The sequence below is a fragment of the Pseudocolwellia antarctica genome (genome assembly GCF_049933045.1).
GTDB lineage: Bacteria > Pseudomonadota > Gammaproteobacteria > Enterobacterales > Alteromonadaceae > Pseudocolwellia.
On record NZ_CP187926.1, the window covers coordinates 3277429 to 3299298 of the forward strand.

The 21870-nt window shown below is 35.7% G+C and carries 21 protein-coding genes; 13 read left to right on the forward strand and 8 right to left on the reverse strand.

Going from position 1 to position 21870, the window contains the following annotated elements; all coding sequences use genetic code 11:
* Positions 1-660: a glutaredoxin 2 gene (gene grxB, locus ACPUVN_RS14160; RefSeq protein WP_426359682.1), complete on the reverse strand. Its 660-nt coding sequence runs from the start codon at positions 658-660 to the stop codon at positions 1-3.
* A 210-nt stretch (positions 661-870) separates the two neighbouring features.
* Between grxB and ACPUVN_RS14165 the strand changes: the two genes are divergently transcribed.
* Positions 871-1686, forward strand: a complete 816-nt coding sequence (locus ACPUVN_RS14165; protein WP_426359681.1) for a RecX family transcriptional regulator — start codon at positions 871-873, stop codon at positions 1684-1686.
* Between the two features lie 353 nt (positions 1687-2039).
* On the opposite strand, the gene groL is transcribed toward ACPUVN_RS14165, so the two are convergent.
* From groL to ACPUVN_RS14180, 3 genes are all read right to left on the reverse strand, one after another.
* The gene (groL, locus tag ACPUVN_RS14170) at positions 2040-3692 is read right to left on the reverse strand and encodes a chaperonin GroEL (RefSeq protein WP_426359669.1); all 1653 of its coding nucleotides are present in this window, start codon (positions 3690-3692) and stop codon (positions 2040-2042) included.
* A 174-nt stretch (positions 3693-3866) separates the two neighbouring features.
* Positions 3867-4157 carry a co-chaperone GroES gene (locus ACPUVN_RS14175; protein ID WP_426359668.1) on the reverse strand — a complete coding sequence of 97 codons (291 nt, stop codon included), beginning with the start codon at positions 4155-4157 and terminating at the stop codon, positions 3867-3869.
* A 315-nt stretch (positions 4158-4472) separates the two neighbouring features.
* Positions 4473-5012, reverse strand: coding sequence for an FxsA family protein (locus tag ACPUVN_RS14180; RefSeq protein WP_426369287.1), 540 nt, complete (start codon positions 5010-5012; stop codon positions 4473-4475).
* A gap of 402 nt (positions 5013-5414) precedes the next feature.
* Here ACPUVN_RS14180 and cutA point away from each other — a divergent pair, with 402 nt between their 5' ends.
* Together cutA and ACPUVN_RS14190 are read left to right on the forward strand one after the other, a co-directional pair.
* The gene (gene cutA, locus ACPUVN_RS14185) at positions 5415-5729 is read left to right on the forward strand and encodes a divalent-cation tolerance protein CutA (RefSeq protein ID WP_426359666.1); all 315 of its coding nucleotides are present in this window, start codon (positions 5415-5417) and stop codon (positions 5727-5729) included.
* Between the two features lie 2 nt (positions 5730-5731).
* Complete coding sequence (locus ACPUVN_RS14190; RefSeq protein WP_426369288.1) at positions 5732-7636, forward strand: protein-disulfide reductase DsbD; 1905 nt, start codon at positions 5732-5734, stop codon at positions 7634-7636.
* A 182-nt stretch (positions 7637-7818) separates the two neighbouring features.
* Here ACPUVN_RS14190 and ACPUVN_RS14195 read toward each other — a convergent pair whose 3' ends face one another.
* From ACPUVN_RS14195 to ACPUVN_RS14205, 3 genes are read right to left on the reverse strand one after another with little or no spacing between them, the layout of a single operon-like run.
* Positions 7819-10251: a putative bifunctional diguanylate cyclase/phosphodiesterase gene (locus tag ACPUVN_RS14195; protein WP_426359664.1), complete on the reverse strand. Its 2433-nt coding sequence runs from the start codon at positions 10249-10251 to the stop codon at positions 7819-7821.
* A 3-nt stretch (positions 10252-10254) separates the two neighbouring features.
* Positions 10255-11496 (reverse strand): hypothetical protein, encoded by a 1242-nt coding sequence (locus tag ACPUVN_RS14200; RefSeq protein WP_426369289.1) that lies wholly within the window; start codon positions 11494-11496, stop codon positions 10255-10257.
* Positions 11468-11926 carry a substrate-binding domain-containing protein gene (locus ACPUVN_RS14205; protein WP_426369290.1) on the reverse strand — a complete coding sequence of 153 codons (459 nt, stop codon included), beginning with the start codon at positions 11924-11926 and terminating at the stop codon, positions 11468-11470. Before ACPUVN_RS14205 ends, ACPUVN_RS14200 begins: the two co-directional genes overlap by 29 nt.
* A gap of 339 nt (positions 11927-12265) precedes the next feature.
* On the opposite strand from ACPUVN_RS14205, the gene aroQ reads away from it, so the two are divergent.
* The 4 genes from aroQ to ACPUVN_RS14225 all read left to right on the forward strand — a co-directional run bounded on the left by aroQ (position 12266) and on the right by ACPUVN_RS14225 (position 14899).
* Positions 12266-12715, forward strand: coding sequence for a type II 3-dehydroquinate dehydratase (gene aroQ, locus ACPUVN_RS14210; RefSeq protein ID WP_426369291.1), 450 nt, complete (start codon positions 12266-12268; stop codon positions 12713-12715).
* Positions 12716-12791: 76 nt separating this feature from the next.
* Positions 12792-13226 (forward strand): acetyl-CoA carboxylase biotin carboxyl carrier protein, encoded by a 435-nt coding sequence (accB, locus tag ACPUVN_RS14215; RefSeq protein ID WP_426369292.1) that lies wholly within the window; start codon positions 12792-12794, stop codon positions 13224-13226.
* A 23-nt stretch (positions 13227-13249) separates the two neighbouring features.
* A complete protein-coding gene (gene accC, locus ACPUVN_RS14220) occupies positions 13250-14596 on the forward strand; it encodes an acetyl-CoA carboxylase biotin carboxylase subunit (protein ID WP_426359659.1) in 1347 nt (448 codons plus the stop codon).
* A 129-nt stretch (positions 14597-14725) separates the two neighbouring features.
* Positions 14726-14899 (forward strand): oxidoreductase-like domain-containing protein, encoded by a 174-nt coding sequence (locus ACPUVN_RS14225; RefSeq protein ID WP_426369293.1) that lies wholly within the window; start codon positions 14726-14728, stop codon positions 14897-14899.
* Between the two features lie 252 nt (positions 14900-15151).
* Here ACPUVN_RS14225 and ACPUVN_RS14230 read toward each other — a convergent pair whose 3' ends face one another.
* A complete protein-coding gene (locus tag ACPUVN_RS14230) occupies positions 15152-16597 on the reverse strand; it encodes a PLP-dependent aminotransferase family protein (protein WP_426359657.1) in 1446 nt (481 codons plus the stop codon).
* Between the two features lie 96 nt (positions 16598-16693).
* Here ACPUVN_RS14230 and ACPUVN_RS14235 point away from each other — a divergent pair, with 96 nt between their 5' ends.
* The 6 genes from ACPUVN_RS14235 (at position 16694) to ACPUVN_RS14260 (ending at position 21852) form a co-directional block, all read left to right on the forward strand.
* Positions 16694-17683: a DMT family transporter gene (locus ACPUVN_RS14235; protein ID WP_426359656.1), complete on the forward strand. Its 990-nt coding sequence runs from the start codon at positions 16694-16696 to the stop codon at positions 17681-17683.
* 284 nt (positions 17684-17967) lie between these two features.
* A complete protein-coding gene (locus ACPUVN_RS14240) occupies positions 17968-18936 on the forward strand; it encodes a class 1 fructose-bisphosphatase (protein ID WP_426359655.1) in 969 nt (322 codons plus the stop codon).
* A gap of 202 nt (positions 18937-19138) precedes the next feature.
* A complete protein-coding gene (locus ACPUVN_RS14245) occupies positions 19139-20062 on the forward strand; it encodes a manganese-dependent inorganic pyrophosphatase (RefSeq protein WP_426369294.1) in 924 nt (307 codons plus the stop codon).
* A 118-nt stretch (positions 20063-20180) separates the two neighbouring features.
* On the forward strand, positions 20181-20720 hold the full coding sequence (locus ACPUVN_RS14250) for a GNAT family N-acetyltransferase (protein WP_426370574.1): 540 nt from the start codon (positions 20181-20183) through the stop codon (positions 20718-20720).
* Positions 20721-20768: 48 nt separating this feature from the next.
* The gene (locus tag ACPUVN_RS14255) at positions 20769-21026 is read left to right on the forward strand and encodes a hypothetical protein (RefSeq protein WP_426369295.1); all 258 of its coding nucleotides are present in this window, start codon (positions 20769-20771) and stop codon (positions 21024-21026) included.
* 301 nt (positions 21027-21327) lie between these two features.
* Positions 21328-21852, forward strand: a complete 525-nt coding sequence (locus tag ACPUVN_RS14260; RefSeq protein WP_426369296.1) for a DUF6795 domain-containing protein — start codon at positions 21328-21330, stop codon at positions 21850-21852.
* Positions 21853-21870 lie beyond the last annotated feature (18 nt).

Here is a 21870-nt window from a genome sequence, read left to right on the forward strand (position 1 = left end):
CTACTGAGCTACATCATAAAAAGTAGGAATGCCGCTTATATTTGAAAAATGTTCAATATAAGCGCTTATTTCTTTAGGTATATTTAAACCTTTAATAAGCGTTATTGCTCGTAACCGACCAAACAAATCAACATCGTCGATTGATAGCTGTGCGTTTACATGCTTTTCGCTATGTATCATTGGTGCCAGTACTTTCAATTCGTCTTCCAACTCTTTTATTAACGCATAGCTGTTTGCTAAAGCTTCAGAAAATGAACCTAACTCTTTGGTTTTTTTATGAGTGAAATAATCAATCGCACTTTGTGTTTGAAACTCCCCTACTCCCGATATTATCCAACGCGGGTAAAGTAGCTTTTTAAATAACACATTCACCTTTTTTAACCACGCATTTAAATCTTCACGGTTTGCTGATTCAGCAAAGATCGGTGACCCATCTAATTGATCCAAGTATTTAACTATATCCAAACTCTCGGCCATAAAGCTGCCGTCAGGTTTTTCCAAAATAGGACAAGCTTTAACGCCTATCATGGAAATTGGCGTAGCCTCGTCGTCGTTAGATAATACCGATATATCAACAGGAATGTTTTTCATACTAAAAGGCATACGTGCTCTAACGCAGTATGGGCAGTGGTCATAAATAAATAAACGCATGGTTGTCATAATTAAGTTCTCAAATAAACACAAAATAAAGTGCCAATCTCTCTAATAATCTTTGATTATTTTAAGGGCTCTTTTATTTCTATTAGGTAAATGATCATAATTATATCATTCTGAACAGTATTATTCTTCATCCTCAATAACCACCATTTTCTAATGCACCTCAGGTTCTGCTACACTAACGTTGATAACATTAAAATTAAAATTTGACCTATGCAACGTCCTCCACTTAAACAAGCCAAAAGTATCGATAATGTGTTCAACAGTGCTTATTGGCATCTAAGCCAACAAGACTTCACGATTGCAGAAATTCGTAGCAAACTAGAACGTAAAACAGATAATGCTGAATGGATAGAAAAGGTACTTACACATCTTATTGAGCACGGTTATTTGAAAAGTGATATTGAGTTTACAATTCGTTATTGTGAATCAGCATTTAACAATGAAATCGGAAAAGCGGCAATACAACACAAATTAAGAAGACGCGGTGTTTCATCCAGTGATATTGAAGCGGCTCTTGAACAAGTCATTGAACAAAACAATATAAATTTTAATGAAATGGCGAGTAATCGGTTACTCTCTCGTTACCTAACATTTCATGGCGTGAGTAAAGAAAAAGTATACTCGCACATGACCACTCGCGGTTTTTCTATTCAGCAAATAGATCAAGCTCTGTTGGAACATCCTGCACTAGAGACATTACGCAGTAAAATGGCAATAAAAGCTGAAAAAGCAGATTTAACTTCTGAAATAATGAAGTTATATCGAAAAGGAAAAGGACAAACACTTATCCTTCGTGAATTAAAACAGCAGCTTATTGATGTGACAGAATTTGAAGAAACCATATATCAACTAACACTTGCAGGTGATATTGATTTCTATCAAAGTTGTAGTAACCAACTAGCTAAAAAGAATTATGATTTATCTGATTATAAAGACAAATCAAAGGCCTATGCTTATTTGTCTCGAAAAGGTTTTACTAGTGATGAAATACAAGAAACGATGTCTTTAGATCAAGATGAAAAATAGCCCTCTACGTAAAATAATATAACGACGCCAAAGAAAACACATTTTTAATACCACTTAAAACTTACTTTTTTATACTATCTATTGCTTCTGATACGATAAAAAATAGCTAGCTTGAATCTTAGTAAAATCCTTCTCAATTTTTGAGATAAGCTTAATAGCTATAATTTTTTTACTATCCATAACTTAAAGAAACAAAAAACCTGCCGAAGCAGGTTTTTATTAAAGCGTTAATTAGCGAATGCTATTTAGGCGAAGAGTAAATTGTTTAATTCAAGGCGGTTTCATTACGACGTTTAGTGTTTCTTAAACGAGTAATAAAGCAACGATGAAATAGGCAATTTAAGCAAGCATAATTACATCATGCCGCCCATTCCACCCATACCACCCATTCCATCCATACTAGGCATAGAACCACCAGCATCTTTAGCTGGAGCGTCGGTGATCATAGCTTCTGTAGTTAACATTAAGCCCGCAACTGATGCTGCGAATTGTAATGCACTACGAGTTACTTTAGTTGGGTCAAGAATACCCATTTCTAACATATCGCCGAAAGTACTGTTACCAGCGTTATAACCGTAGTTACCTGTGCCGCCTTTAAGTACTTCGTTTAATACTACTGAGGCTTCGTCGCCTGAGTTAGTTGCGATTTGACGTAATGGAGCTGACATTGCACGGATAGCTACGTTGATACCGTGAGTTTGATCTTCGTTAAATCCTTCAAGGTTTTTAATTGCTTCAGCAGCGCGAACTAATGCAACACCACCACCGGCAACAACACCTTCTTCAACCGCTGCGCGAGTCGCATGTAATGCATCTTCAACACGAGCTTTTTTCTCTTTCATTTCAACTTCAGTTGCTGCACCAATTTTAATTACTGCTACACCGCCTGCTAATTTAGCAAGACGCTCTTGAAGTTTTTCTTTGTCGTAATCTGAAGATGAATCTTCGATTTGACCACGAATTTGTGAAACACGACCTTGGATTTCAGCTTCTTGGCCGATACCGTCAATGATTGTTGTGTTGTCTTTAGAGATAACTACACGTTTCGCTTGGCCTAAATCTTCTAATGTTACTTTTTCAAGTTCCATTCCGATTTCTTCTGAAATTACTGTACCCGCAGTTAATGTTGCGATGTCTTGTAACATTGCTTTACGACGGTCACCAAAACCTGGAGCTTTAACAGCTGCTACTTTAACGATGCCACGCATGTTGTTAACAACTAATGTTGCTAATGCTTCGCCTTCAACGTCTTCAGCAATAATTAGAAGAGGTTTACCTGCTTTAGCAACGCCTTCTAATGTCGTTAGTAGTTCACGAATGTTAGACACTTTTTTATCTACTAATAAGATAAATGGGTTTTCTAATTCAACGCTGCCACTTTCTTGGTTGTTGATGAAGTATGGAGAAAGGTAACCACGGTCAAACTGCATACCTTCAACTACGTCAAGTTCGTCAGTTAATGCTTGACCTTCTTCAACAGTAATAACACCTTCAGTGCCTACTTTTTCCATTGCTGTTGCAATGATTTTACCAACAGTAGCATCTGAGTTTGCAGAGATAGTACCTACTTGCTCAATGGCTTTGTTGTCTGTACATGCTTGTGAAAGCTTTTTAAGTTCTTCAACTGCAGCAATAACCGCTTGGTCGATACCGCGCTTAAGGTCCATTGGATTCATGCCAGCAGCAATAGATTTTAAACCTTCGTTTACAATCGCTTGTGCTAAAACAGTTGCAGTAGTTGTACCGTCACCCGCTTCATCATTTGCTTTAGACGCTACTTCTTTAACCATTTGTGCGCCCATGTTTTCGAATTTATCTTCTAATTCGATTTCTTTCGCAACAGATACACCATCTTTAGTGATTGTTGGGCCGCCAAATGATTTGTCTAATACTACGTTACGTCCTTTAGGACCTAATGTTACTTTTACTGCATCTGCTAAAACGTTAACACCACGTAGCATTTTTACTCGTGCGTCGTTACCAAATAATATGTCTTTTGCCGCCATGTTATTTATTCCTATAATTTGTTTTAATTAAAAAATTAATTTTAAATTGTTGCCTTAGTGAGTCATTCCACTTTCGAACTCATGCTAATGCAAAGAAGAAGTATGTTACTCACCTAGTAAGTAGTCACTTCTGATATCGCTACTTCTGTAGTAACGACATATAAATTTATTTGATTATTCTACAATCGCTAAAATATCAGCTTCGCTAAGAATTAATACTTCTTCGCCGTCAATTTTTTCAGTTTTTACGCCGTAGCCTTCACTGAAAATTACTTGGTCGCCAATTTTTACGTCTAATGCACGTATATCGCCGTTTTCTAACATACGACCTTTACCTACAGCTACCACTTCACCACGAGTAGACTTTTCTGCAGCACTACCAGTAAGAACGATACCACCAGCAGATTTTGATTCTACTTCTTTACGTTTAATAATTACGCGATCATGTAATGGACGAATACTCATTTTTATCTCCTGAAACGATTAGGTTTAACAAATTTGTTTTTATTCTTGTGTAAGTAAATGGGGTTAAAAATGTACTTCACAAGTCTTTTAGCTATTTTTTTAGTTAATAATTTCTAAAAAGAAAAACCTTAATGATATAACGTAAGATTTTTTCATTCTGATACTTTTATAAAACATATATATGTTGTTATTTGATCAAAGAATAATGCGAATAGCCACGAGTTAGTTTTGATAAAACAGGAAAGGATTTTACTAATAACCATTGTCACTAAACGATATTAGATGACAATGGGAAATTTATAGAAGATGAGGTGATTATTTATCTTTGCGCTCAAAGTCGCCTTCGATGGTTTCACCTTGATGAGGTTTACGCTCTAAAATAGCGGGCTCTTTCTCAGTAGAAACTGTTGAGTTATCTACTTCATTTTCATAAACGTTACCACCTTGTGAAAAGTCTGATGAATGAAAATGAGCGTTTGCACCAAAGGTATTACCCTGTCGTGTATGTAAGTGCTTTTGTACAGAGGTACCTAAGGCTTTACGAACACTAGGAACAAGTAATAATAAGCCTAAAATGTCGGTAACAAAGCCAGGCGTTACTAATAAAACACCTGCCACCATTAACATCAACCCTGTTACTATTTCAGCTGACGGCATTTCACCTTGTGCCATTTTAGTTTGTACTGACTGCATAGTAGCTAAGCCTTGCTGACGAACATTTTTAGCACCTAACCAAGCTGTTGTAATAACAATAGCGATAGTTGGCCATGCGCCAATCACTTCACCTATGTTAATTAAAAGAGTGATTTCAATAATCGGAATGATTATGAATAAAAGAAATAAGAATCTAAACATGAGCAACCTCAATACGTTTTAATGAAACTAATATGGGGTTTAACAGGTCTTTTTCAAGCAGTAAGGCGATTACATTGTATTTAAGCTACAAAGATATAAATGAATGGAGTAAGCTTTATTTATTAAAATAGTTTAAATCTGATTTAAGAAAGCATAAGTAAGCTGGTGTGTTTAACGGCTTATTCATGTTGTTTTTTATTAATAATTTTTGCTCTTTGATGTAAAAAAACATTAATTAGATAAGTTAATCATTTAACACTTTATGGCTGAAATACACTTTTACAAAGTTTAGCGTGTTTATCTATATTTTAATTCATATAAATCAGTAAATTAATCAACTATTGTTGTATCCTCTGTTCAAATAGATTAAATATTTAAGTTTTTTTTAAGGTAATACTTATAATGTATCAAGTTATATTTTGTACATGCCCATCTGATGAAGTGGCCAAGTTAATTGCAACAACATTAGTAAAAAACAAATTAGCCGCATGTGTGAATATCGTTCCTAATGTGGTGTCCGTTTATCAATGGGACGATCAAGTCATGTGTGATAATGAAGTGAAATTAGTGATCAAATCAACAGCGAAACTGTTCCCACTAATCGAATCAAGCATTAACGATTTACATCCTCATGATACACCTGAAATTATTGCCATGAATATCCAGCAAGGTAATGAAGAATATTTACACTGGATCAATGAGTCTACGAAATCGTGATAATGAAAAAACTATATTCCTCTTTTTGCTTAGGTTTTATCAGCCTATTTTTATTCACCACGCAAGTCAGTGCGCAAGATTCATTTTTTGATCTGTCTTCTGCTTCTGTTTTCAGTAATGACGACGAATTTTTAAGAGTTGATGAAGCTTTCGCATTTAACTTCAGTCAAAAAGACAACAAAGTAACCGTGACCTTTGATATTGCCGAAGGTTACTATTTATATCGTCACCAGTTTAAATTTACTCCCGAGCAATCGAGTATCAGTGAAGTAGATTTACCTATTGGAGAAGATCATGAAGATGAATTCTTTGGCATTCAAAAAGTTTTTACTGAAAGTTTAACCTTTGATATAGATGTTGAAAGCACGCAAGAAAACCCAACCGTAACTATTCGCTATCAAGGTTGTGCCGAGAAAGGTCTTTGTTATTCACCTACCAAACAAATCGTTTATTTAAACTCTTTCGCAGCACAAGCTGATGATGTTTTAAATAACCTAAGCTCGAATACTGGTTCAGATGCTAATTCCAATAGAGCCACTGAAGTAACACAACCTTCAATCACTGAGCCAAGCGCTAACAAAAACATTGAAACTAAAAGCGAACAACATCAGTTACTCGATATGCTCAAGCAAGACAGTTTATGGTTAACGTTAGTCGCCTTTTTTATAGGTGGACTTTTGTTATCGTTTACTCCTTGTGTATTCCCTATGTACCCTATCCTCACCGGAATTATTGTTGGCCAAGGTAACAAGTTAACGACTAAAAGAGCATTCACTCTTTCATTCTTTTATGTTCAAGGTATGGCAATTACTTACACCATATTAGGTATTGTGGTTGCTTTAGCTGGAGCTCAATTTCAAGCAGCCTTCCAAGCACCGGCGGTATTAATAGCCTTAAGTATTTTATTTATATTTTTAGCCCTTTCCATGTTCGGACTCTTTAATTTGGCACTACCAAGCAGCTGGCAAAACAAATTAAATGATATGAGCAATAGCCAAAAAGGAGGCTCTATCTTCGGCGTGGTATGTATGGGGATAATATCGGGTTTAGTCGCATCTCCTTGTACTACAGCACCATTAACAGGCGCTTTACTTTACATATCTCAAACAGGCGATATAGTTTTAGGTGCTTCAGCTTTATATGCTTTAAGTTTAGGCATGGGTCTACCTTTATTAATATTAGGTAGTTCAGGTGGTAAGTTACTGCCAAAAGCTGGTGCGTGGATGAATATTATTAAAAACATATTCGGGTTGTTATTACTCGCTGTACCTATTTTCTTATTAGAGCGTATTGTTCCAGAACTTGTTACTGAAGTACTTTGGGTTGTATTACTCTTAGTGACTGGTGCCTATTTTTACACGGCAAATAAATCAACTAACATAAACTTTTGGCATGGTGCACGTGCTTTAGCTATCTTTTTAATATTGTTTTATGGGGCTATGCAAGGCTATAAGTTAATTGATAATGCTTTAGCTCCTGCTGCTTTAGCTCAAACATCAAGCCAAACAGGTACTCAAAGCTCAATACCTGTAAAAACTAACGATAATACGTTTACTAGGGTTGCTAGCCTTACTGAATTATATGATGCCATACAAAAAGCGAATGCCAATGGTAAAACTGTCATGGTCGATTTATATGCTGACTGGTGCATCGCGTGTAAAGAGTTTGAGCATTACACGTTTAGCGATCCTATGGTACAGGCTGCTCTTGAGAATACGGTATTAATACAAGTTGATTTAACAGAGAGTGGTTCAGATTCAAGCGTTGAATTGATGGATAACTTTCAAGTATTTGGCCTACCTTCTATCTTGTTTTTTAATACTGATGGAGAAGAGTTAACTCAAAACAGAGTTACAGGCTTTATGGGTGCTAAAGACTTTTCAGCGTTATTGAAGCAAATATTATAATTTACAGGATAAACTCTAAAAACAAAGGTTTTTTTATAAGAAATGTAAACGAAATAGAAGAAGTTAAGGGATGTTAATATTAGCCTCTAACTTCTTTTTTTATGCTGTATCTAGCAACAAAAATATCGACGAGATGTGATCACTGAGTTATAGCCCTAGCTATTCAGGTCAACCCTACCATATTACTGTGCTTTAGTTTTCCAGTGACTATCAACAATATGTGTTTTAATGAAATCAATCAGTTCAACTTCAGGAATAGGTTTAGAGAAGTAATACCCTTGAATCAAATCACAATCGTTTTGCATCAAACTTCTTAATTGCGCACTTGTTTCAACACCTTCTGCCACTACCATTAAACCTAAGTTCTTCACCATAGCAATGGTCGACATTATGATTTGATAATCAGAATGATTTTCTAACATACCAAAGATAAAACTTTTATCTATTTTAATAACATCAACAGGCATTTGTTTTAAATAAGCTAACGACGAATAGCCCGTACCAAAGTCATCAATGGCAAAACTAAAACCTAAGCTTTTCAAGGTTTCCATCATAGTGATCGTATGTTCAACATTTTTAACTAAGGTTTGCTCTGTAAGCTCTAATTCAAAACTCGATGCGGAAATTGAAAACTCAACTAATAAGTCTTGAAGGTACTTAGGTAAACCTTGGTCGATAAATTGTCCAGCTGACAGATTTATAGCAATGCGAGCTCCGTTCAAACCTTCATTTCTGATATCAACAGCTAATTCGAAACAGCGACGAATAATCCAATACCCGAGCTCAATCATATGAGTAGAGTTTTCTAAAATAGGAATAAAATCGTCTGGAGATATCATTCCTCTAGTCGGATGCTTCCAACGTAATAAGGCTTCGAAACCATAAATTCGATTTGTTTTTGCAACTAATTGAGGTTGCAAGCTTAAGCTAAATTGATTTTTTGCTAATGCTTGCCTTACCTCGCCTTCGAGCATAACGCGATGAGCAACACGCTGATACATTTCAGGATGATAGATATGATATTGAGCGCCACCATTATCTTTTGCTTCATACATTGCGATATCAGCATAACTGATCAACTCTTCTGCTTTAACCATTTTGTCTTCGGTGTAAGCGATACCTATACTGGTTGAAACGTAGAAAACGCTGCTTCCAATTTTAATCGGCGTTTTAAAGCGTTGTAAAATTTCTTCTGCAACTGTTTTAGCTTCTTCAACCGATTCAATTTTACCTAATACAACAACAAACTCATCACCACCAAAACGACAGGCAACATCTACATTACGAATACTTAACCTTACTCGGTTTGCGGCTTCAATAAGTAGTCGATCACCTTGTCCATGTCCATGACTATCATTTACTTTTTTAAAGTCATCTAAATCAAGAAACAGTACCGCAACTTTTTGCTTAAATTGTGACAAATTAGCCACCGATTTACGCAATTGATAATTCAGCATATTACGATTAGGTAAGCCCGTAAGTAAATCGTACATGGCGATGTTTTCTAATTCTTTGGTCTTTTGTTCAACCTCTATATTCAGCTGTTCTAATTCATAACTGAGTTCGCTCGAAGCATCAGCTAAAACATCTAATTCATCAGAAAATATACTCTTGCGTTTAAATTTAATACGTCTAAATTGATCAAATTCTTTGCGAGCAAGTAATGGCAGAGCGTTTGATAAAACAAGTAAGCGTTGAGTTAAAGGGCTCGCTACAAAATAAACCAAGCCTGCTAACGTCACAAAAATCAAAACAGCAGAAAGTAAAAATTGATAACGGTATTGTTTAGATTCAGTAGTGATCCTCGTTACGTCATCAATTAACGCCATATAATATGAGCGTTGATTATTAGAGGCTAGTGGCATTAAGTTTATAAGATAGCTTTCTAAATTATGATCAACTTGAATACCTAGTTTTCTTACTTCTTCAACTGATATTGAAGTATTTTCTTGAATAAACAAAGCTTGCATTAAATCTATATTAGAAGAAGATAAAAACTTAGCGTCATGAAGTTTAGTATTAGTTGTATTAGGATAACTTACGATAGCAATTTGACTTTTTATCGATTGGTTTATCGCATAAATCATATCAACCAACGACACAGACAAAGCAACAACGATCATGTCACCTTGTTTATTAAGTAAAGGCACTGTAAGTAGCTGTTCACAATATACCTGACAATAAAGTAAGTGTTGTGGCTCTTGCATATCAAGGGTTTTGTTAACACTGTCGACAACATAGTTTGGTGTTGGGCTGGAGCTATATAGAACGTTTTTCTTACTATCAATTAACCACATTTTTTCAACATTATGATGTAACTGTAGTGCATCAAACTGCTTTGATAATTCATTCGTTAAATCAATAAAGTCATTTTTTTCTTGTAGATGAATAACATCAGAAAAAGATTCAATCCAAACTCTTAGCTGATCTTTTAAGGTTTTTTCATGAAACTTAAATTGCTCTTGCCCTTGAACAAGTGTTTCTGCTTGATAGCTTTTGAACTCAGCATTTAGTCGAGATAATGAAACCACAGAAAAGCCGGCACTCAATAAAAGTAAAGCGCCTATAACGAGTAATAATAGTTTTGTTGGAACACTAATAAAAACTTGTGTCATTATTTAAAACCAATACCTTAATTGTAATGCCCATAACTGCCAATATTCTTCTTCATTGACTCCTGGTTCAGGTATAAGTACAGGTGTTAATCTTGCTGTACCTTGTATCCAATGATGTTCAAACTGTAATTCAACATTAGAAGCTATTCTGTAATTCAAACCTAAGGTTGTATCGTATTGATAACCAAAGTAGTTAGGTACATTGCCCCCAGAACCAAGTTCAAGCTGTCTACCGTGCTTGTCATTTTTATCTGCATAATAATGTTCATAACGTGCTAAAAACTTTAATTCTGGTGTTAGTGTAAACTGCCCTTGAACAAAACCACCTTGTCCTGTTGTCTCATTCGTAAAATCAGGGGTAAGCAAACCATAAAGATCTATGCTTTCCTGGAGAAACTCCGCACTAAACGTCCATTTTTCTGCTTGGTATTCAGCATTAAAATAATAACGTTTTAAAGCTAAACCACCGTCAATAAAAACATCTCGATGACCTCGACTATAAGTAAAGTCAGCACTGGTTGTTGCTAAACCAAACTTCCATTGAGACATACTAGGTGTCCAATAAATACTTCCTTGGAAGTCATTTTCATGTGTCAATTTGCCTCTAGACTGACTTCCCATCACAATCGTAGTTTGAGTTTTTGAAAGTGTTGATGCCGCCATGCTTACAGTAATATCAATATCACCAATGCTCTCATTAGAATAACGAGTAGCTATTGCACCACCATCACCACCAATAGACATATCGCGTGTGGCATCAAAATAAACAGATTGAGGCAGTATAATACTCGGTCTCGCCATTGGCACATCACGCGTACTCGAATATAACCAATGATAATTTTTTATACGCCCTAAATATAATTTAGTTTGCCAGTTCACCGTATTCTGTAACGCCCACTCAACAAGTAAATAATCAACTCGTGTACCTTTGTTATAGCGATTACCACCATCTAAATAAACAGCTTGTCCTGCTAGTCTAATATCTGGAGTTAATTGATAAGATGCATTAATACCTATTTCAGTTAACTCTAATGAAGCCCCTTGGTCATCACTAACAAAGTTACTGCCATTTACATCTATTATACCTTGCGCAACAAAGCCATGAACTTGTAGATCTTTAGTGCCACCTAAGTCGTGAGCATGTGTTACACCTGCAGTAAGAAAACAACAACCCAAAAGTATGGTAATTAATTTACTATTCAATTCATTTACCCACCTATTCTGTAATGTTAATAACATTGACATGCTGTTTTTCCTTATCGAGTGTTTCAACATAGCCAATGGCTCCAGGTGTGGTACTTACTGCCTGTAATAGCTCAGTTTGAGATTGTACTATTCGTGGTGCAACACCTAACCCTGAGAATGTTAATTTGTTCCAAATTCGATCGAGCTGATATGGGAAGATATGAAGCGTTTCTTTAGAGAAAGTTTTATGAACTGTATGCTGACTAGGTAAAACAAAAACAACTATTGGTTCTTTATTGGGCCAGCGGGTCTGCCTCATAGAATAAATCCTGCGAAGTTGTGATGATGAAAGTGTTTTCACTTCAACAGAATAATGACTAATAACATGCATGCTTTCTGATTTAAAACTAATCAGAACAAAGAGCAAAATGCTAATTTTAAAAAATATTTTGGTAATAACAACACCCTTATAAATATCACTAAAACACATCCTAGCGACTTTATAGATTATGCACCCACGAAGAATGTGAATGCAATATATTATAAATCAATAGATTAATTAAAAATCAATAGATTAAGCAACTACAGTAATTATATTAATCTTAGTAAAAATATACAAAACCGCAAAGATAATTGAAATATATTTTAACATTAAATTTAAACCGCTACCTAGGCTATTTTCCGAGAAAAAGCATGTATATTCGCCTAAAACAACGTAGATAACACTTTTTGGAAGATCTAAGGCATTTTTTTTGTAAATACACTTTGATCAAGTCTGCAAATGTGTAATAGTACGCATCTATTACAATATCATGGTTTTTTACAGACAATGACTACAAAGTTTAATGTTTTATTACTGAATGGTCCTAATCTAAATATGTTAGGTAAAAGAGAGCCTGAAATATATGGCTCTGCCACCCTTGGTGATATTGTTTCACAGTTAGAACTATCTGCTAAAAATAAAGATATACAACTTACACATTTACAATCAAACGCTGAACATGAACTTATTGATGCTATACATGATAGCCATCATAAAATTGACTTCATCATTATTAACCCCGCGGCATTTACACATACAAGTGTAGCATTAAGAGATGCCTTGTTATCGGTTAGTATTCCTTTTATTGAAGTTCATTTATCAAATGTTCATGCGCGTGAGAAATTTAAACATCATTCTTACTTATCTGATGTTGCTGTTGGTGTGATTTGTGGCTTAGGTACAAACGGTTATGAATACGCATTAAGCGCTGCACATTCATGGCTAATTAAAAAATAATAAATTAACAATAACGTGTTGGTATATTCGACCCGTTATTTTCTACTTAAATATATAACGAACAAAGGTATAAATTATGGATATTCGTAAAATCAAAAAACTAATTGAGCTTGTTGAAGAATCAGGTATCAATGAATTAGAAATTTCTGAAGGTGAAGAGTCAGTAAGAATCAGCCGTGGTCAGACTTATGTTGCTGCTCCTGTAGCTGCACCAGTTGCCGCTGCTCCAGTTGCTGCTGCGCCGGCTGCTGCGCCGGCTGCTGCGCCTGTTCAAACAGGTCATGTTGTTCGTTCACCTATGGTTGGTACATTTTATTCTTCAGGCTCTCCTGAATCACCATCTTTTGTTGAAGTTGGCCAACATGTGAATGCTGGTGATACATTATGTATTGTTGAAGCAATGAAAATGATGAACCAAATTGAAGCAGATAAATCAGGTGTTGTTAAAGAAATACTTGCTCAAAACGAAGATGCTATTGAATTTGATCAACCGCTATTCATCATTGAATAAGCCCAACCAAAAAGGGTAATTTCATGTTAGATAAAGTAGTTATCGCCAACCGAGGCGAAATAGCATTAAGAATACTTAGAGCTTGTAAAGAGTTAGGTATTAAAACAGTTGCTGTACATTCAACAGCAGATAAAACGTTAAAACACGTTTTATTAGCAGACGAAACTATATGTATTGGTAAGCCATCTGCACTAGACAGTTACTTAAACATTCCTGCAATTATTACGGCAGCTGAAGTAACTGATGCAGTAGCTATTCACCCAGGATATGGTTTTTTAGCTGAAAATGCTGACTTTGCTGAACAAGTTGAAAATTCAGGTTTTGTCTTTATCGGTCCTAAAGCTGAAAGCATTCGTATCATGGGCGATAAAGTAGCCGCGATTCGTGCGATGAAAGCATCTGGTGTTCCTTGTGTTCCTGGTTCTGATGGACCATTAACAGAAGACGAAGAAGCTAACAAAGCTCATGCTAAGCGTATCGGCTACCCAATTATAGTTAAAGCTGCTGGTGGCGGTGGTGGACGTGGTATGCGTGTTGTTCGTTCTGAAGAAGAATTAACAGACTCTATTGCGTTAACGAAAAAAGAAGCAGGTACTATCTTCAAAAATGACATGGTTTACATGGAAAAATTCCTTGAAAACCCTCGTCATGTTGAAATTCAGATAATTGCTGACGGTCAAGGTAACGCAATTCACTTAGGTGAGCGTGATTGTTCAATGCAACGTCGTCATCAAAAAGTTGTTGAAGAAGCTCCAGCACCAGGCATTACTGCTGAAATGCGTGCCAAGATTGGTGAACGTTGTTGTAATGCGTGTATTGAAATCAATTACCGAGGTGCTGGTACTTTTGAATTCTTATACGAGAACGGCGAATTCTATTTCATTGAAATGAATACACGTATCCAAGTTGAGCATCCTGTAACAGAGATGATCACAGGTGTTGATTTAATTAAAGAACAACTTCGTATTGCTGCTGGTCAACCGTTATCTTATACACAAGATGATATTAAAATCGCAGGCCATTCAATTGAATGTCGAATTAATGCTGAAGATCCACGCACTTTTATTCCTTCACCGGGTAAAATTACACGTTTCCATCCTCCAGGTGGTTTAGGTGTTCGTTGGGATTCTCATATTTATGCAGATTATGTAGTGCCTCCACATTACGACTCTATGATTGGTAAGCTAATCACATGGGGCGATAATCGCGATGTAGCTATAGCTCGTATGCGTAATGCTTTATCTGAGTTAGTGATTGATGGTATTAAAACTAACATCACTTTACATCAAGATATTTTAAATGATTCAGGTTTTGTTAATGGTGGTGCAAACATCCATTACTTAGAGAAGAAGCTAGCTGAATCTGAATAGATTTAAACTGCTCTTTGAATAAAACCTATTAAAAGCTCTGTTGTTACAGGGCTTTTTTTTTCATCCAAATTTATTATACAATGCCATTTATCATAATGATTCTATAAGCCGATGAGCAACGGGACAAGCATGAGAAAACTATTAGAAAAGCCTAGCCAACCTGCTGATGATGATTGTTGTGGTGGCGGTTGCAGCCCATGTGTTTGGGATTATTTCTATGAAGACCGAAAAGCATGGAAAGATCAACAAACCCTACTCGCTCAAGAAGCTGAAAACACATCTAATAACGATGAAAGCAAATAGACTCAACCCGAATTAAATAAATTTGGTTCACTTCAAGTAAGCTCTGTTTACTTCAAATAATTCGATTTAACTTAATTTATCTTTGCTTGATACTGCTCGGCAGAGCTTAACCCAATCATCTGAATTCAGCTCTGCTCTTTCTGCTATCTTCTTTTAACTATGTTCAGTTCTTATAGATTCAGCTCAAGTCTTCTCGATTCAGTCCTCTAGAAGCGCTGAAAAGATCATTCAGATAATGACACATCCATAAACTTACTTCTGCGAATACTTTTTAACAATCTTTCCTAAGGTTGCAATGGCTTCAATTTTTTCATCGCTCCACTGAACAGCGAAACTGATGCGCATAAAGTTATTATATTTTCCTGAAGCTGAAAAAATAGTCCCTGGCGCAAAACTTACACCATTTTCAATTGCTTCATGGAACAGCTTACCCGTATCAACATGAGAGCGACATCTCACCCATAAAACACCACCACCTTTAGGCTCTGATATACAAACTTCTTCAGGAAAATGTTTAGTAATTAAAGCGCGCATACGTTCACAGTTATATTGCAGCTTTTTACGTAATACATTTAAGTGTTTGTCGTATTCACCACTCATCAAATAATCTGTTAGAGTCCACTGTGGAAGCATCGCGGTAGAACAAGATATAGCTCTTTTTATACGCTTAGCATTTTCTTCATATTTACCCGCTAATAACCAACCGATTCTATACCCTGGTGCTGCGGTTTTTGAGAAAGAAGAACACGTCATCACCAAACCTTTTTTAGAATAAAGCTCGGCAGGTTTAGGTTTTTCGTCGGTAAAATAAAGCTCGCTGTATACTTCATCTTCAATCAGTGGCGTATTGTATTTCTCGACTAATTCAACCAGTTTCTTTCGATCTTTATTGCTCATCATTGAACCCAGCGGGTTATTTATCGTTGTGGTAAATAAGCAGGCTTTGACTTCGTGTTCTTTGAGTGTTTTCTCTAAATCATTAAGGCAAATACCATTCTCGGTACAGGTATACACCTCAACAACATTCATCCCTAAACTTTCTACCAATTCGAGTAAACCAAAAAAACACGGTGATTCAACAACAACGACATCGCCTTTTGAAGCAACACATTGTAATGCTATTGAAAGCGCTTCTTGTGCGCCATTTGTGATAATAATATCTTCATGATCTACATCAACACCTTGCTCTTGGTAACGCAAAGCAATACTTAAACGCAGTTTAGAGTCACCATTCACAGGTCCATAACTTACCGCTTTTTCAGCAACACGACTTAAAACACCTTTCATTAATCGCGATAAAGCTTTATCAGGTGGGTGAGCATTAACGGGATTTGAAATACCTAAAGCAACGGTATTAGGTAAATGAATAGCGGCATGAACTTGCTCGATAAGGCTTCTAAATTGAATTTTAGCAGGAGATGAATGCAGCCAACTATCTCGCATAGGTAATAAAGTACGAACATCTTTTGCTTTAAAATAATAGCCTGATTGAGGACGAGCATATATAGCTCCTTGTCGCTCTAACTCTATGTAGGCTTGCTTTACAGTTGGCACACTTATATCTAACTGCTTACTTAGCTTGCGTAAGCTAGGTAATTTGTCTCCTGCGCGAAAAACACCATTTTTCTCTTGTTTTTCAACGTAGTCGATCACTTGTTGATATAAAAAGTCTGAAGATGATTTATCAAGTAGCTGCATAACTGTATAGGTATCATTTTTGTTTTTTTGTATATGTTATTAAATCAAAGTTTCATTAAACTGTCATTACTTCTTCAGAGAAAATCAGATTCAATCATGAATAATGTTGTTTTATACATTGTTACTGTTCTTATTTGGGGCTCAACTTGGATTGCTATTAATTATCAATTAGGTGACGTTTCCCCGGCCGTGTCCCTTAGCTATCGTTTTTCGTTAGCCGCGGTTATTTTATTTGCGTTTTGTAAACAGCAAAAAGTGCAGCTTAAGTTTCCACTTAAGCTGCACATTCAATTTTTGGCTTTTGGGCTAACCTTGTTTGGGTGTAATTACTATTTTCTTTATAGTGCCCAACAAAACATTAACTCAGCGTTGGTGTGTATTGGCTTCTCAATGATCATGATTTTTAATATTCTGAATGCGCGCATTTGGTACAAAACAAAAATTACTAAAGAGTTCTATATGGGTGGTCTGCTTGGAATAATGGGCATCTTTACTTTGTTCTGGCCACAAATTAACAATATATCTTTAGGTGAACAAACTCTCATTGGTTTAGGTTTCTGTCTTGCAGGTACTATTCTAGCGTCTTTTGGTAATATGATTTCTATCAGAAACCAAAGAAAACAGGCTCCTCTACATGCAGCTAATGCATGGGGAATGGCTTATGGTGCTCTGTCTATTGGCTTGTGGGCTTTTTTCAAAGGTGAAGCTTTTATTCTCCCTATGAATGCTGCTTACATTAGCTCTTTATTATATTTATCTGTATTTGGCTCTGTTATCGCTTTCGGTTGTTATTTAACCTTATTAAATAGAATAGGGGCACAAAAAACCTCTTATGCAAACATTATGTTCCCTGCAATAGCGGTATTAATTTCATCTTTTGTAGAAGATTTTCAATGGAGTATCTTTACCGTTATTGGCCTGAGCTGTATTTTTGCTGGTAATATTATTGTGTTATCTAAAAAGAAAGCTAAGCCTCAAAATACAGTGGTTGAAGAACAAGAAGCTAAACAACAAGTTTCTAACGATTCACTCATCGTAAATGAAACAATTGAGGCAGGCGAATCACAAACGCTTAAAGCCACTTAGCGAAAACGCCTTTATTAAAGTGACTAAATAAAAACATTAGATAAAGGCATTTAAATAGCTCAGTATTCATCAAAATATGGTGTTTAAACATACTGAGCTGAACCTTAACGTACTCTTCAATCGCCTTCTAAACCTTCCTTATTCTACCGAATAAAGTGTAATTAAAATTTAATCTGATTAATTACTCTAAATATGACTCGAAACGGTTTATAATCAATCAACTGTATAGATTTGAAGATTAATTTTTCAACACTTTTATCAATAAAATAAATTTAGGGACCCTTATGCAACGATTAGCACCAGCTCTACACGAAGATAACGTTCCAAGTGATCTGATTTCTGTAATCAACACTGTGTTAGACGCATCGAAAGATATCTCTTTTCGCGTAAGCCAAGCTCATTTAAGTGGCCTTATGGGCGCTACAACGGATGAAAATATTCAAGGTGAAGTTCAAAAAGAACTTGATGTTGTATCAAACGACTTAATTAAAGACATCCTTTTAGAATCTGACTTAGTAAAAGCTATTTCGTCTGAAGAAGAAGATACGTCTGTTGCTGGTAATCCTAACGGTAAATACATTGTATCGTTTGATCCATTAGACGGTAGCTCTAATATCGAAATCAATTCATTAATCGGTACTATCTTCTCTATTCATCCAGCGATTGAAGGTATGGATGCTAGCGACCCGGAAATGTTTAAACAGTCAGGTAACAAGCAAGTATGTGCGGGTTATGTTTTATATGGTCCTGCCACTATGTTGGTAATGACAACAGGTAACGGCACCCACTTTTATGTATTTGACCGCACAACAAGCAGCTTTATATTAGTTGAGCGTAATGTTCAAATATCTGAAGATACACAAGAGTTCGCTGTTAACATGTCTAATCAACGTTTTTGGCACGCTCCAATGCAAGCGTACATTAACGACTTATTATTAGGTGACTCTGGTCCTCGTGGCAAAAACTTCAACATGAGATGGAGTGCAGCTATGGTTGGTGATGTGCATAGAGTATTAACGCGCGGTGGGCTTTTTACATACCCTGCTGATTTAAAAGATCCGGCTAAGCCAAGTAAATTACGTTTAATGTACGAAGCAAACCCAATGAGCTTTTTAGTTGAACAAGCGGGTGGCTTAAGTGTTACTTCAACGCAAAGAATTATGGATATTGAACCAACTGATATTCACCAACGTGTTGAAGTTATTTTAGGTTCAAAAAACGAAGTCAATAAATGTTTATCTTACTATAAGTAACACAAACATTTTAATGAAAGAGGGAGCCCTTCCCTCTTTTAACTTTCTTTCCAACTAATACCTATCTATTGTATACAACATCTACCTTTTACATTTGTCATTGCTGCTAGCCAAAATAACTTCATTGTATAGATATAAACCTTTTTGTTAGAATAGCGCCAATTCAGCTTTAATAACCGACACTTCTAACAGAGAAATTAATATGTCAGCTTATGCCGTGGGACACAAAGTTCCAGACTCAGATTCAATATGTTCAGCTATCGCCCTTTCTTATTTAAAAAACGCGACAGGCGAAGACGTTAAACCAGCACGTTTAGGTGAGCTATCTCCTGAAACTCTTTTTATTCTAGAAAAATTTGGTTTTGAGCAACCTGAACTAAAAATGACATTTGCTGATACTGATGGCATCTATGTTGTTGATCATTCAGACCGTATTCAAGGTCCTGATGATATTGATGACACTACAATATTAGGCATTATTGATCATCACAAATTAGGTGATATCACTACATCTACTCCGCTTGAGTGTTGGATCCGTCCTGTAGGTTGTACTAACACCATTATTAAAATGATGTATGATTTTCACAGTGTAGCTATTCCTAAAGATATTGCTGGCGCTATGATGTGTGCCATTTTATCTGACACAGTAATCTTCAAATCACCAACATGTACAACTGCTGACATTAAATGTGTTGAAGCACTTGCAGAAATTGCAGGTATTGAAGACTACAAAGAATTGGGCATGGAAATGTTCAGAGTAAAATCTGCCGTTGAAGGTACACCCATTCGTGATCTTGTTTTACGTGACTTTAAAGACTTCAACATGCACGGAAAAACAGTTGGTATAGGTCAACTAGAAGTTATCGACCTTGCTGTATTTGACGAAATGAAAGAAGACTTTTTAGCGGATATGGCTGCTTTAAAAGCTGAAGGTTCGCGTCATAGTGTTATGTTACTTTTAACAGACATTATGAAAGAAGGTTCTGAAGTATTAGTCGTGAGCGACAACGCTGATTTAACCGACAAAGCTTTTGGTAAATCACTTACTGATGGCAAAGTATGGATAGACGGAATTATGAGTCGTAAAAAGCAAGTTGTTCCACCATTACAAGACTCGCTTGCATAAGCAATAATGAGTAACAACTTTAACGGCTAAACAACTAAAACGCTAAACAACCTGTTTAGCGTTTTTCATTTCTATTATTTAATATTCGAAGTACTTCCTAATTATCAGGAGCATAATGATGGTGATAACCAATTCATCACGGCTGAGCTTTCACTTGATTGATGAAACAGATAAAGATTTTCTCTTTCAGCTAGATCAAGACCCACAAGTAATGAAATACCTTAACGGTGGAAAGCCGACATCTAAAGATGTTATTGAAAATACCTTTATACCTCGCTTAAATGCATACAGAAATAAAGAAAAAGGCTGGGGTTTATGGAAAGTAACGATTACCGAAACTCAACAAGACATTGGTTGGATATTGGTTAGACCAATGGACTTCTTCTCCGACGCTCCTAATCTACATGATCTTGAACTGGGTTGGCGTTTTATGAAAAATAGCTGGGGAAAAGGCTATGCAACCGAAGCAGCTATACATATAAAAAACATACTCAGCCTACAATCTGAAATTAAACATTTTAGCGCCACCGCTTTAATCGATAATATCGGTTCTATAAGCATAATGAAAAAACTGGGCATGACTCACATAAAAACTTACTTACATTCAGATAATGAATTAGGTGAAACTGAAGCCGTACTCTACAGATTAACGATTTAAACAAGAATAATCGTTACCCTATAAAATAAATATCATAGGAAATTTTGCATGTCGATACAGGATACTTTAGGAAATGAGAGTTGGCTTAGATCAAACGAAAATAACGTTAAAGCCTTATTTCCCGTTAAGTTTACAATGATACATCACTTAAATAGCATAAAACTTGGCTCCGACTTAAAGAACTTAGGCGTAGATTGGCACTCAGAAAAAGAGTTTGAGATGATCATGGTTTTTCTTGAAAAGCTTGGGTTTATAATACGTGACGGAAAAGCCGTAATGCGTAATCCTGAAAGTATTTTTTGTTGATTGAAAGAACACCCAATCATAATGATGAGGTTATAATCATCTTACGATGAGATAAAATAATCGACTTGATCTGCATTAATTATTTATGTTGAACAATTAATGCATACATTACTCATTGATTTACAATAAATAGCTAAATAAGATGTACAGCTTATTATTAATCATAACGTCAAAGGAGGATGTTACATTGTTTAAGGATAGAGCTTCCTGTAAATACCCTTATCTTCTTTCTCCTGCCAGTTTATTCATTTTATGTTCTACCCTTGTAGCAATATTCCTTTATTCTATGGAGAGTTAAGCCATGTTTAGTTTTTTTAAAAAGACTAAAGTTCAGTTATCCCCCTTTGTAAAAGGTCGAATTACAGATAATGGACAACCTTTACTGGGTCTAGAAGTAGTACGTGAACTTTTTTATAGTGGCTATGATAAAGAAAATTCTCTTATTGATTACGCGTTAACTAATACGAATGGTGAATTCTCATTTGATGAAAAAATAGTTAAATCACGATCACCAAATGATATTTTTGGACAAAACCTTCCTGTATCTCAAGATATATATATTAAAAAAGAAACTAATGAGAATGAAGGTAAATTGTTTTTATTGTGGGGAGCAAGTAAACATTGGCGTACAGCTCCACCACTGAATGATTTAATGCTTCAATTAAATGCTGACTTACAAAATAAAGAAGTAGATCAAATGATAAATACTTCAGGATACAACACGAGAAATGAGCAATTAGTTTCAACTATTTGTTATTGGCAAAATGAGAAGGTTAGTACTTATTATAACAATGAAGTTATAATTTCTTATGAAGAAATTGATTAATTTTAAGGATGAAATATG